This is a genomic window from Marinococcus sp. LNHM3E3-2.2 (genome assembly GCF_056034385.1).
This window is the reverse complement of sequence record NZ_JBQLIC010000001.1, coordinates 313,535-326,423: the sequence shown is the minus strand read 5'-3', so window position 1 is coordinate 326,423 and position 12,889 is coordinate 313,535. Positions and strand designations below refer to the sequence as shown.

General features: G+C 52.3%; 9 protein-coding genes. 2 read left to right on the top strand and 7 right to left on the bottom strand.

Features of this window, described 5'->3' with window-relative positions; all coding sequences use genetic code 11:
* Positions 1–217: 217 nt before the first annotated feature.
* Together ACTRXF_RS01610 and ACTRXF_RS01605 are read right to left on the bottom strand one after the other, a co-directional pair.
* Positions 218–1,438 (bottom strand): MFS transporter, encoded by a 1,221-nt coding sequence (locus tag ACTRXF_RS01610; protein WP_474260624.1) that lies wholly within the window; start codon positions 1,436–1,438, stop codon positions 218–220.
* Positions 1,439–1,577: 139 nt separating this feature from the next.
* On the bottom strand, positions 1,578–2,138 hold the full coding sequence (locus ACTRXF_RS01605; RefSeq protein WP_474260833.1) for a TetR/AcrR family transcriptional regulator: 561 nt from the start codon (positions 2,136–2,138) through the stop codon (positions 1,578–1,580).
* Positions 2,139–2,398: 260 nt separating this feature from the next.
* On the opposite strand from ACTRXF_RS01605, the gene ACTRXF_RS01600 reads away from it, so the two are divergent.
* A complete protein-coding gene (locus ACTRXF_RS01600) occupies positions 2,399–4,534 on the top strand; it encodes an MMPL family transporter (RefSeq protein ID WP_474260623.1) in 2,136 nt (711 codons plus the stop codon).
* A 207-nt stretch (positions 4,535–4,741) separates the two neighbouring features.
* Complete coding sequence (mqo, locus tag ACTRXF_RS01595; RefSeq protein WP_474260622.1) at positions 4,742–6,238, top strand: malate dehydrogenase (quinone); 1,497 nt, start codon at positions 4,742–4,744, stop codon at positions 6,236–6,238.
* A 94-nt stretch (positions 6,239–6,332) separates the two neighbouring features.
* On the opposite strand, the gene ACTRXF_RS01590 is transcribed toward mqo, so the two are convergent.
* From ACTRXF_RS01590 to ACTRXF_RS01570, 5 genes are all read right to left on the bottom strand, one after another.
* The gene (locus ACTRXF_RS01590) at positions 6,333–7,040 is read right to left on the bottom strand and encodes an ABC transporter permease (protein WP_474260621.1); all 708 of its coding nucleotides are present in this window, start codon (positions 7,038–7,040) and stop codon (positions 6,333–6,335) included.
* Positions 7,041–7,042: 2 nt separating this feature from the next.
* Positions 7,043–7,891, bottom strand: coding sequence for an ABC transporter ATP-binding protein (locus ACTRXF_RS01585; protein ID WP_474260620.1), 849 nt, complete (start codon positions 7,889–7,891; stop codon positions 7,043–7,045).
* Between the two features lie 124 nt (positions 7,892–8,015).
* A complete protein-coding gene (locus tag ACTRXF_RS01580) occupies positions 8,016–9,044 on the bottom strand; it encodes a LytTR family transcriptional regulator DNA-binding domain-containing protein (RefSeq protein WP_474260619.1) in 1,029 nt (342 codons plus the stop codon).
* Between the two features lie 463 nt (positions 9,045–9,507).
* The gene (locus tag ACTRXF_RS01575; protein WP_474260832.1) at positions 9,508–11,859 is read right to left on the bottom strand and encodes a glycoside hydrolase family 31 protein; all 2,352 of its coding nucleotides are present in this window, start codon (positions 11,857–11,859) and stop codon (positions 9,508–9,510) included.
* 149 nt (positions 11,860–12,008) lie between these two features.
* Positions 12,009–12,782, bottom strand: coding sequence for an SDR family NAD(P)-dependent oxidoreductase (locus ACTRXF_RS01570; RefSeq protein WP_474260618.1), 774 nt, complete (start codon positions 12,780–12,782; stop codon positions 12,009–12,011).
* Between the last annotated feature and the right edge of the window lie 107 nt (positions 12,783–12,889).

The following is a 12,889-nucleotide window of genomic DNA, read 5'->3' as shown; positions in this document are numbered from 1 at the left end:
ATCCTTCGCCCGCATTATTTATTACTCATTCCACGAGCATGAACAATTTACTATATTTAAACAAAAGTACGAATTATTTGTATTATATATACCTATTTCAAAAAAAGAAATGCTTAATATGATTTGAAAAGAAAAGAATTTGAAGCCTCTGCTTACCCGTAAAAAAAGAGACAAGCATTCAGCTTGTCCCCAGATGCATATTGATTCCACGGTTACACTAATCGGTCTGACGAAACTCCGGGCTGAGCCATAATAGCAATCCGGTCAGCACAATTCCTGTGACGGATGTGTACAGGAGCACCGCCTGAATAGGGATCGAGGCCGCCACCAGAAACGAAATGAGCGCAAAGGCGATAGGCTCAAATCCGCTGGAGGCAAAGTTGACCAGGCTCATCACCCGACCCAGTTTGTTGTTGTCGGTTTTCTCCTGGATCATCGTAATCGTCGGCAGGTACACCAGCATCCCCGCCCCTCCCATCAGCGTGATCACAATAACCAGTACAGGCAGCGCCTCCACCTGGCTGAATACCAGGAGGAGAATAAAGCTTACCCCAAGGGAGATTAACACCCACTGGCCCCGCCGCTGCTTCAGCGACCACGTAACCAGTAATACACTCAATAAAAAGGTACCGGTCGAAAATCCTCCCTCCAGCAGGCTCAGCTGCCACGGGGCGCCTCCAAGCGCGCTGATAAGCATCGGGATGCTTATCAACAGCGGTCCGATCATCAGTAAATTAATCGTAATAATCACCATCGTGCCGGCCCGGTGGATGCCTGACTGAAGCACGTACGCAAGCCCTTCCTTCAAATCCATCCAGGCGGTATGACGCCCGCTTCTCGCTTCCGGGACCGGGTCTTTCAATAACGGCGGGTAAATCAGAACAGTGGATACAGCGATCAGGCAAGCTGCTGCGGAAAACGCAAAGGCAAAGTCTCCAAAGGTTAATAACAGGCCGCCCATCACCGGACCGATAATAAACATCAGCTCCGTGGATCCCTGATACCAGGAGTTGGCCTGCTGTAATTGGTTCACCGGGACAATACTCGGAATCATCGCCGAAGCCGCCGGGAAAAAGAACGCATCGAGAAACCCAAAGACAAACGCCAAAATTATTAATGAAGTTGTCTGCAGGGCGTCCTGCTGCACGAGCACCACAAGCACGATCATAACGACCACCTGCAGTGCGTTCGTCGTAAACATAATACGCGATTTCTGGATTTTGTCCGCAAGCACCCCGCCGTAAATCATCATTGCCACACGCGGAATGGCGATCGTCATCATGACGATTCCGAGAATGGCCGGCTGCTGCATTTCATCGACGACGAACCAGGAAACGGAAAGAAAGAAGATCGAAAAGCCAAGCATCACCGTCATGCCCGACAGCCATACGAGCACAAACGTTTTATTTTTTAGTAACGAAGTCCATGAATCAGCCATCTGTGCCCTCCTGTAAACCTATGCTGCTTCCGTCCTTCATGTATAGTTAGGAAGTAAGGAGCCCCCGCCAGAATACCTGCCATATCCAATCGACGTGGGTCCAGAGTTGTTCTTTAAAATCAAAGCCATACTATCATATTTACGTTTCTTCATCGGCCTGAAGCATATCCTTAGGTATAATCTGTGCCATGCGTCCAGCCAGTGTTTCTGCCGGCTCCCGAAAATCTTCCCGGATCCATTCAATTACCATATTAAACATGCCGCCGGCGACAAATAACACGGACGACCGGTCCAACTTATTGTGAAACAGCGTATTGGCTGCGGAAAATGTTTCAACCGCGTACGTGAAATAATCCAGCAGGATAGATAGAGCATTTGAGTTTACGAGCCGTGCCATAGGAATACGGCGCTCGCTCAATTTATAGGTCATGCGCTGTGTAAACAACTCCAGCGTAAGGTATTCGCGCTGTGCTTCTCCGGATAAATGGCGGATAAAGGCGTTCAGCTCTTGTTCCACCGACGCATTCATCACATCGTAAATCGACGTATAGTACTTATAAAAGGTCACCCGGGCTACTCCTGCTTTTTTACAGATATCGGTGACCGTAATATCCTCAATGTCCTGCTTTTCAATCAGCAGGGTGACCGCTTCCATAATATACTGCTTTGAATTGATGCTGTCCTGCCGTGCTTTTCTCATCACGAACACATCCTCCCCAAGTGTTTGCTTTACAGCCTTTTCCTCCCAAATGAATTGCATTCCGGACGTCAGCATCCTTATACTAACATCTGTAAGTACAAGTGTTTTATTTTTCTTCAGATTAAAGAAGGCCGAAGGAGCTGTCAATCGCCTGATCAGCGGCCCAGCTGTTATTTTCTTTCTTTGTACTTCGTCACTAAACATACTTATTGGAGGGACCGACTATCGCAACGCTTTTATACAAATTAGGAGATTGGGCTGTGCGCCGCAAAAAATCAGTCATCAGCGGGGCTTTTCTAATCCTGCTGGTGTTAGCTTTAAGTACCGTCAAATGGGGCCCATCGTTTGATGATGCCTTAACAATTCCGGGCACTCCGGCCGAGGAGGCCAATGATGTGCTCGAAGAAGCCTTCTCAGGAGCGGCCACTGGCGCCCAGGCTGATATCGTGTTCCAGGCACCCGAGGGCGAAACCCTGACGGAGCCTGAAAATCAGCAGGCAATTAACGATTTACTCAGCACCATCCAGGACAGCGATGATCACGTGGAAACAGTTGCTCCTCCGTCCCAGCTTCAGAATTTCAATGAATCCGAAACCGTCGGCTATGCGACGGTGACGTTTGATGAAGCGGCTGAAGAGGTGCCTGCCTCCTCGATTGAAAATCTGGAGGAAGCTGTCGATCAAACGCGTGACCAGGGCATTCAGACCGAGCTCACCGGCGACGTAGAATTTTCCGGTCATGGCATCGGATCCGGGGAAATTATCGGTATTGTCGTTGCTTTTCTCGTGCTCGCGGTAACATTTGCTTCGTTTTTAGCAGCCGGCATGCCAATTTTTTCAGCGATGCTCGGGCTTGGCATCAGCCTGTTACTGATTGTCATCGGATCAAATTTCGTCAATATTCAGGGCGTATCCCTGAGTCTGGCAGCCATGCTGGGGATTGCGGTCGGCATCGATTACTCCCTGTTCATCATGACGCGTTTTCGTAAGCAGCTGGCCGAGGGACACTCCGTGCGGGAGGCCGCGGCCATTGCCAACGGCACCGCCGGCTCTGCTGTCGTATTCGCAGGGATCACGGTGATGATCGGACTGCTCGGCCTCTCCATTACAGGCATTCCGTTCTTGACCATGATGGGTATCGGGGCTTCCATCAGCATCCTGATGGCGGTGTTCGTGGCGATAATTGTGCTTCCTGCGCTTCTGGGAGCTCTCGGGCACCGCATTACGCCGTTTAAAAGCAACCGGTTTTTAAATGCATTCACCCGGACCTCAAAAGGCGACCGGCCCCAAAACAAATGGGGAGGCTTTGTCACCAGACGCCCCTGGCTGGTAACGATTATAAGCACGGCCCTTCTCGTTATCATCGCCATCCCCTTCACCCATGTGAATCTGGGGCTGCCGACCGACGGCACGGCGAAGCAGGAGGACACTACCGAACACAAGGCCTATGACCTTCAAACGGAGGCCTACGGGGAGGGTGTTCATGCCACGCTGACCGTAGCAATGCAGGTGGACGATTCAATGGATCAGCAGGCCATTCAGCAGATACTCCAGGAAATGAACGCCGACCTCGGGGATTTCGATGCCGTCGATCAGGTAGCCCAGCCGTTTCCAAACGAAGCGGGGGACACGTATATTGTCAGCGTCACCCCAACCTCCGGGCCGAATGATCCGAAGACGAAAAACCTGGTTGAAGATATCCGCTCTCTTTCCTATGAGAACGCCGAACTGTATGTGACAGGCACAACTGCAGTCAATATTGACATTGCAGACAAGCTTCAGGATGCCTTGCCGATTTTTGCTCTGTTTGTTGTCGGCTTTGCGTATGTGCTGCTTGTGCTGGTTTTCCGTTCGATTCTTCTGCCGCTGAAGGCCGTGCTGGGCTTTTTGCTGTCGCTTGCAGCCACGCTTGGTTTTGTGGTTTTTGTTATTCAGGACGGGCACCTGCTCGATTTATTCGGCTTCCCCGGGGAAAGCGCCGTTCTGGCGTTTCTTCCTATTATATCCATCGGGATTTTGTTTGGCCTGGCTATGGATTATGAAGTCTTTCTAGTCAGCCGCATGCGTGAAGTGTATACGCAGACCGGCGATCCGCAGGAAGCCATTCTCGCCGGCATGCGTGATAACGGTAAAGTCGTTGTTGCCGCTGGGCTCATCATGATGGCGGTATTCATCGGATTTATCGCTACGCCGGATGCTATGGTCAAGTCCATTGGGCTCTCTTTAACCTTCGGCGTATTATTCGATGCGTTTGTTGTCCGACTGACTATCGTGCCGGCGGTCATGAAGCTGATGGGCCGGGCCGCCTGGTATATGCCCCGTTGGCTCGACCGCCTTTTGCCGGACATCGACGTGGAAGGAGAAAAACTGAGCCACCGCAAAGACCAGAATAAATAATTTCCATGACAAAGCAGGGTATCCCTCAAAGGGGCCCTGCTTTTGTTTGTTTTCAAGCAGCTTCAACGTGGCAATTCATGAAATAATGCGAAATTTCCTGTAATTATTTTTCTAATTAAAAGCTTTCTATGTTATCATAAAAAGCAAGTCATCTGATGACCATATTACTTATGGCAAACGCTTACACTTTTTTAAGGAGGAAAAACTATGAACCACAGCAATACTACGACAGACGTGATCCTTATTGGCGCCGGCATCGTGAGTGCGACGCTCGCCACGCTCCTGAATAAACTCGAGCCGCAGTGGCGCATTACCCTGTTTGAAAAGCTCGATTCCGCAGGCCAGGAGAGCTCGAATGAATGGAATAACGCCGGCACCGGGCATGCGGCGCTCTGCGAGCTGAACTATACTCCCGAGCAGCCGGACGGCTCCATTGATATCAGCAAGGCCGTCAATATTAATAACCAATTCCAGGTTTCGAGGCAGCTCTGGGCGCATCTGGTGGATCAGGGCGATCTTCAAAACCCGGAGGAATTTATCCGTCCCCTCCCCCACATCAGCTTTGTTTACGGGGAGAATCACGTGAACTTTCTGAAAAAACGGTTTGAGGCTCTCGACGGTCATCCCCAGTTTCAGGGCATAGAGTTTTCCGACGATCCTGATCAAATCAGGCAGTGGATCCCGCTAATGATGGAAGGCCGCGACGCTGACGAGCCGATAGCGGCCACGAAGGTTGACCACGGCACCGACATCAATTTCGGGGAACTGACCCGCCAGATGCTCGCCAACCTGGAGAAGCAGGACAATATCGAGATCCGCTACAACCATTCCGTTGACGATATTTCCCAGCGAAACGACGGCTCGTGGGAAGTAAAGGTACAGAACCACGAAAAGGAAACTTTGGAAGAACATACGGCTTCCTTCGCCTTTATCGGTGCCGGCGGCGGCGCCCTGCCACTGCTGCAGAAAACCGGCATCCCCGAAAGCAAACATATCGGAGGCTTTCCGATCAGCGGCGAATTCCTCGTCTGTGATAATCCGAAGGTCGTCCGCGAGCATCATTCCAAGGTGTACGGCAAAGAGCCTGCCGGCACCCCGCCGATGACGGTTCCCCACCTGGACCGGCGCCATATTGAAGGCAGAGATACACTCCTGTACGGTCCGTTTGCCGGATTTACGCCCAAGTTCCTGAAGCAGGGCTCGCCGCTGGACCTGTTCGGCTCGGTCAAGCCGACGAACGTGCTGACAATGCTTGCAGCAGGCGCGAAGAATACACCGCTGCTCAAATACCTGGCCCAGCAGCTGAGCATGTCGAAGGAAAACCGGATGGAGGAGCTGCGGAACTTCGTGCCGAATGCCTCCAGCGAGGACTGGGAGCTGCTCGTCGCCGGCCAGCGCGTGCAATTAATCGAGGATACAAAAGAAGGCGGCCGCGGCGCCCTGCAGTTTGGCACCAAGCTGATTCATGCGAGCGACCAGTCGATGGCCGCTTTGCTCGGTGAATCCCCGGGCGCTTCCGTGTCGGTGTCAATAATGCTCGAGGTCCTGAACAAATGCTTCCCCGAGCACCTGGAAGCGTGGGAGCCGAAGCTGAAGGAAATCATTCCGTCCTACGGCAAATCCCTCGAGGATAACCCTGAGCTGTTGGACATGGTGCACGATTCCACGTCGCGTACCCTTGGACTGGCGGCATCTAAAGCATAAAAAGCTCTTCATCCGTATAGAATACAGAAAGGAAGCATCCACGTGCCAAACGGCGCCCGGTGCTTCCTTTCCTTTTATCTAAAAAAGCTTTTTCCTAATCCTCCAGCTGACGCCGCTGGTAGGTGATGAAAACGACGCCCCACATGACGGCCGTCCAGCCGACAATCCATAAGAGCGGAGCCGTCACGTCGACCCACGCCGCTCCCTGCTCCACCTGGCGGGCGATCTCCACCAGTTGAACGTTCGGCAGGTATTCAAGCACCCCTGCTGCCTGGTAGCGGCTGGCCATTTCTTCGATAATCTGCGAGAACCCGAAAACAAACATAATCGGCAGCAGAGCGACAGACGCCTGTACGACCGACGTCGCTAAAAGACCCAGCAGCGTACCGAGCGCCAGGTAAAAACCGATCGACAGCACCATCCCCGCTCCGACAATGCCTGCGTGAGAAGGCTCGTAGCCGGCGAGGAGAATACATACGAATAGCGTCAATGCTGTGAATAGAAAGGTTAATACATTTTTGCCGGCCAGAATTTCCCACGGAGATGCCGGAGACAGCATCAGCCCCCGCAGCGTATGCTTTTCTTTTTCCTCGGCAATCAGCGCGGCCTGGACAAATGTCGCCACAAGCACCAGCGCGATGTTGAACGTTAAGTAATGAATTTCTATCGGCAGCTGGTCCTGCTGTCCGTAAAACAGAGCCAGGATAACCGGTGTTATCACAGTGGTCGTCACAAACAGGTTTTTCGATAAATCTTTAACATCCTTCATAAAAATCGCATACATACGCTGTACAGCCATCATCGTTACACCAGCTCCCTTCCCGTTAAACGGACGAAAATGTCTCCCAGTGTCGGTTCCTGGGAATGGATCGCGGCCACCCGTTCGTCAGCCATATATTCATACAGCTGTTTGGCATACGCCGGGGTATTCGCGAGCGTATGCACATCCCCGTTCGTCAGCTCTACTTGGATCATGCCTTCGGAATACCGACGCCGAAGATTTTTGGGGGTATCAACCTGCTGCAGACGCCCGTCATGGATAAAGGCTACCCGGTCGCAGAGCGTCTCCGCTTCCTGCATATCATGGGTCGAAAGAAAAATCGTTGTTCCCCGTTCGTTTAATGCCCGCAAGCCCTGGTGAATATGCTGCATATTCCCCGGATCAAGGGCAGACGTCGGCTCGTCGAGCACAAGCAGCTCCGGTTCATGAAGCAGCGTCCGGGCGAGAACCGTGCGCTGCCTCATGCCTTTGGACAATTTGGCCACAGACCTGCGGCGTGCGTCCTGCAGGTTCACAAGCTCCAGCACGTCCTGAATGCGCTGCCTGGGCACGTCGTACAGTTTGGCATAAAGCGCGAGATTTTCCTCGATGCTCAGCCGCTGATACAGGCCGCTGTTATCCGTCAGCACGCCAAACCGCCGGTAAAAGTCGCTTGTTGCCCGCACCGGCAGAGACCGGCCGAAGACGCGCACCTCGCCATCGGTTGCCTCAAGCTGATTGGTAATCATTTTAATAGTCGTTGTTTTTCCTGAGCCGCTTGGGCCTAAAAAGCCGAAAATTTCGCCCGGCTGCACGTCGATATCCAGGTCGTTGACGGCCACCTGGTTGCCGTACATCTTGGATACACCTTGAAGGTGAAGAATCGGTTCCATTATTGCGCCTCCTCCTATGTGATTGCTTTCAGCATACGAAGAAACGCGGTCTGGCGCATTATATTCCTGGTCAATGGAGCATATCCGGCCCCCAATGATACATATTCTGCTCTCAGTGGAACACTTATTTGATGCCGAGCATCGCCTTCAATGCGGCCATTTTCGTTTTGGACAGCGGAATTTCCGCCTGGGAAGCATCATTTAACACAAGCGTATAGCTGTTGCGGGTCCAGGTCATAATTTCGCGCACATTCTGCAGATTTACAATATACGACCGGTGGCAGCGAAAAAAGCCGAATGGCTGCAGCCGTTCCTCCAGCTCGGCAAGCGTAAAAACTGCCGGGAAGGTTTCTCCCTGGACATGAAGATGCACCTCGCCCTGCACGCTTTCAATAAATTCAATTTCGGTGGGATGAAACAAAATTAATTTCTCGTTTACACGGCTTGGTATTTTATCAAACGGCAGCCCCGGCTCTTTATCCTCCACGGCTGCAGGTGCCTCCTCTTCCTCATTTTCCGTCTGCGTCTCCACCAAATGCAGCCCGGAGGATTCCAGACGGTAAACGTTTTCTGCAAGCAGAACCGCACTTTCCATATTTCCCGTCAGCACGAGCACCGTGCTTCCTTCTTCCTGCAGGCGTTGAAACAAACGGGCGATAATGCGCCTAGTTTCCAGGTCAACGTTCTGATCCGGCTCTTCGAACACACAGAGAGGCGCGCGCTGGGCGCACAGGCGCGCCAGCTTTAACCGCTGCTTTTCCGAATATGTCAGCTGTTTTACTGCTGAATGTGCCCGTTCCTGCAGCTTCACTATTGAAAGCATTTCATTTACCGACCAGGAGGAAGCGTACAGCTGCTGAAATAAGCGAACCTGGTCCCGGACCCGGATACGATCGTACAACCCGTCCTCCAGCCGGCACACGCCAACCTCCCGGGTAAACGACCGGCGTTTTTTTAGCGGATCGCCGTTTACGATCGTCGCCCCTTCTGAAAGAACAGATTTGCCAAGAAATGCTTGAAGCAGCACCTCCCGGATGTGGGTATGTGTATAGACCGCAAGCACCGATGGCTCGGTTACCTCCATGGTAAAAGCGGGAAATAGCGTGATTCCTTCGTTTTGTTTTTCCCATTGCTGAAGTGATAGTGTAGCCAATTCACGTTCTCCTTTCGAATTTTTCCGCCAGCTCTTTTTGTTTAGTATACATAAAAATACCCTGATAATGGTAGAGGTGATACGTTTTGCTTTTCAGACACCCGTTTTTTATTATCCCGGAAATATGTAAATAATTAACTTTTCTTTGATATGCATATTTAGAAAGAACTACTCTTCACTCGCAGAAGAACTACAGCCGGGATCATTATTACTGTCTGGCACCGGCAGCTCGAATCAAATTCTTACCTTCGCCACCGTTTTTACCTCCCTGGTAGTCAAAACGTTCTGACGCTTGGGGCCAGAATTTATTTTCTTTACGGGTAACCGAAAATGTTTTGCTGGCAAGTATTTTATCCCGCCAATGCTGATGGCTGTGGTGCCCGAAGGTTTACTAATAAAAAACTCCATACCAAAAAGCCCCCGCAGCAATTTCTGCCAGGGGCTCAGATTTTCAACTCCACCGTCACCAGATAAAGGATGTCCGGCGTACACCGTTAATACTCACCGGTCGGCTGTCTCCGATGGGCGTCCGTACGTGCATCTCAGTAAAGCCATTATCATACGTCCCTTCCTTCTTTACGGTCAGGCTGATGTCGTTTTCGCCGGGTACCATGGTCCACGTAATCAGCAGATGCTCCGTATTTTTGCGCCTGTCGTCGTCATCATAATACGTAAACGACGTCTCCACCCCGTTTTCCCCGGGATACACGTACAGGTCGATCACGTGCTTTTCGTTTTTTTCGACCGGAATCAGGCTCCCGCCCTTCACCATGACCGGCGTGTAGGTAAGCGGTGCCGGCACTGTTACCATCCAGCCTCCCTCGTACCAGCGCCCGGTATACATGTCGTACCAGCCGGATGCATGCTCCGGAAGGTACACCGTGCGCTCCCGTTCCTCCGGGCGTACCATCGTGCAGACGAGAAGCTCTTCGCCGAGCATGAATTCGTCGTTTTCGGCATACGTATGGTCATCGTCCGCAAAGTCGAAAAATGTCGGCTTGACCACGGGTTCATAGGTTGCAGCCGAGTGATACAGCAGCGAGAATATATAGCCGGCCAGACGATCGTGCCAGCGCATCGCCTCGGTCACCCGGTCGATGATCTGCGGATACATCCACGGCTCGTTTACCGTCCCGTCGTCGTTCCACGAGTGAATCGTAAACCGCGGGTAATACACGCTGCTCTGCACCCAGCGCAGAAACAGCTCCGGCCCCGGGGCATTGCCGGCAAAGCCTCCGGTGTCATGGCCGAAGTTGTATACGCCCGACAGGCTCAGCCCGACCGACATGTTGATGTTGTATTTCAGCGTCCTCCAGCTTGAATAATTGTCCCCGGTCCACGTCTGGGCGTAGCGGCCAAGCCCGGCGCTTCCGGAGCGGCTGAGCACGTACGGCCGGAGTTCATCGTTATACTCCACCTGGGCCTCGAGTGAGCTTTTCGCCATCAGCATTGGAAAAATCGCCCGGTACGGCTGGAATTTTGCGCCCCGGCCGAACAGGTGAATATCGGCCTCCGGATCCCACACCTCAAACTCATTGTTGTCGTTCCATATGGCGTCAATCCCCTTTGCCAGCAGTTGATGCTTCACGTGCTCCTTCCACCACGTGATCGTGCGTTCGTTCGTAAAGTCCAGGTGCACGCCGAGCCCGTCCCAGAACTGCTCAAACAGCGGATCATCATATTTGTTCAGCACAATATAATCGTTGTCGAGCACCTCCTGGAACTGGGGATGATCACTCAGCAGCGTCGGTTTGACGTTGGCAATTACGTGGATGCCGTTTGCATGAAAATCATCGGTGAACTGCTTCGGATCCGGAAACTTGTCATAGTTCCAGTTGAACACATGCCGCCTGGAGCCGATCGAGGTATAGCCGGACGACAGATGAAAGGACCGGCAGTCAATGCGGTGCTTTTTGCAGTCCTCCACGAATTTCATCAGCAGCTCCTGCGAATTTTTTGCCTCGGTGTAGGTCATCGCCGACCCCGAATAGCCGATGCTCCACTTTGGCATGAGCGCCGGCCGCCCGGTCATCCATGAAAACCGCCGCGTCACGTCGGCCACCGCCGGACCGAGAATAAAATAGTAGTCCAGGTATTCGGACCGCGATTCAAAATATCTGTACCGGCCGTGGTAATGGTTTTTCTCCCGTCCCATATCAAACAGGCATTCATTGTAATCGTCGTAGTACAGCCCGTAGGCTACGCCCGTTTCCGGCGAATGCGTGATGTAGTACGGGATATGCTTGTACAAGGGGTCCGTCCCGGAGGCGTCGTAGCCCATGGCATCGATATTGAGCATCCGGAAGCGCTCCCCGTGCTTATTCACCTCTCCCGATTTTTCGCCGAAGCCGAAGTAGCGGTCGCTGTCGCTTCGTTTCAAATAGTGCGCAGTCGGCGCAGCTTCGGCAATTTGAAAGGCGTACGCCTGCGTGTCACGGTCCTCGGCAATCAGCACGTCTTCCTTTCCGGCGCCTGTTTTTATATACCAGCGGCAGTGAAGCCTTGCCGTATTTATTTTCAGCTTCAGCGAAGCGGTTTCGATTTCATATTCCCCGGGATAGGCTGTTAGGTCAAAGTCCGGCAGGGTAAAAAGGCTGGCGATTTTATTCCGGTCGATTCCTTCAAACGGCACTTCGGTGTCCCCGGGAGCTACCGCCCACGTATGAATATTCACGTGCGGATTTTCTCTGGTCAGCGTCACGCGGTACAGGGAGTCCTCGAGCACGTAGACGCATAAATACATGTGCTGCAGCGCATTTTCAAAGATTAAAACATTACTTTTTTGCTCTGATAAAATAAACTGGTCTTTTATCATCACGGGTATGCTCCTCTTTGGGTTATCTTTAATCCTGCGAATTGATTTACTTCATATTACGGCGTTCCCCCGGGATTAGCAAGTTTGAGCGGCCACAAAAAAAGCAGAACCCCATCCGCTGGAGTCCTGCTTTTATTTGGCTATGCTTTTTACTTTCCGATAAGGTCATCCATCTGCTTGATGAGCGCGGTACGCTTCTTCTGGTCCAGGGCGTCCGGATGAGGATCGCCGAAGTCGCCGCTGTCGTTGTCAAAATACTTTCCGGACGCGTCGACAAACGTCTCCGACAGAGCCGCCTGATACAGAATATTCGCCCCGATAGCAATATCGTTACCTTCGACGCCGAACGCGGTCTTTACCATTTTACTACCGAGGAGGGACCCCGGATTCACTGCCACGATGACCGGCTCGACACGGTGCGCCATCTCTACGGTCCACATCGTGAGCGCCAGCTTGCTCTGGGCATATGCCTCTCCGTCCTGAAGATCCGCCTCACCCGAGAGTGCCTTCGGATCGACCGGCTTCTGCGCCGCCGAGGATAAGTTCACAATGCGGCCCGTTTCATCCATAAGCGGCAGCAGCTCGTTGGTCAGGATATACGGAGCCATCGTATTCACCGCAAATCGGATGTCGAGCCCGTCTCCGGTTTTCTCACTCGAGGCTGTGTATACACCCGCGTTATTGATGAGCACGTCCAGATGCCCGTGCTTCTCCTTCACTGCCTCGGCGAAGCTTCTCACATTCGCCATCTGGGACAAATCGGCCACATACTGCTCAGCATTTTCGTTTCCAATCTCTTTGGCCACATCCGCAAGCTTTTCCCCGCTGCGCCCGTGCAGCAGCACCTCGTGGCCCTCTTTAGTCAGCATTCTCGCTGTCTCCATACCGATGCCGTCCGTCGCTCCTGTCAGTAGTATTTTCATATTTATTCCTCCATTAACTATATATTAAGCATCTCGTTACGCTTAGACGTAGTCCCCATTCCCAGACAGTTGTATTCGAAACATCGTTCTATATGTGTCCCAGGCCC

What these genes read in the sequence shown, in the direction of transcription:
- ACTRXF_RS01610 (WP_474260624.1), bottom strand. Translation starts at nt 1,438, where the DNA reads ATGGCTGATTCATGGACTTCGTTACTAAAAAATAAAACGTTTGTGCTC.
- ACTRXF_RS01605 (WP_474260833.1), bottom strand. Translation starts at nt 2,138, where the DNA reads ATGAGAAAAGCACGGCAGGACAGCATCAATTCAAAGCAGTATATTATG.
- mqo (WP_474260622.1), top strand. Translation starts at nt 4,742, where the DNA reads ATGAACCACAGCAATACTACGACAGACGTGATCCTTATTGGCGCCGGC.
- ACTRXF_RS01590 (WP_474260621.1), bottom strand. Translation starts at nt 7,040, where the DNA reads ATGATGGCTGTACAGCGTATGTATGCGATTTTTATGAAGGATGTTAAA.
- ACTRXF_RS01585 (WP_474260620.1), bottom strand. Translation starts at nt 7,891, where the DNA reads ATGGAACCGATTCTTCACCTTCAAGGTGTATCCAAGATGTACGGCAAC.
- ACTRXF_RS01575 (WP_474260832.1), bottom strand. Translation starts at nt 11,859, where the DNA reads ATGATAAAAGACCAGTTTATTTTATCAGAGCAAAAAAGTAATGTTTTA.
- ACTRXF_RS01570 (WP_474260618.1), bottom strand. Translation starts at nt 12,782, where the DNA reads ATGAAAATACTACTGACAGGAGCGACGGACGGCATCGGTATGGAGACA.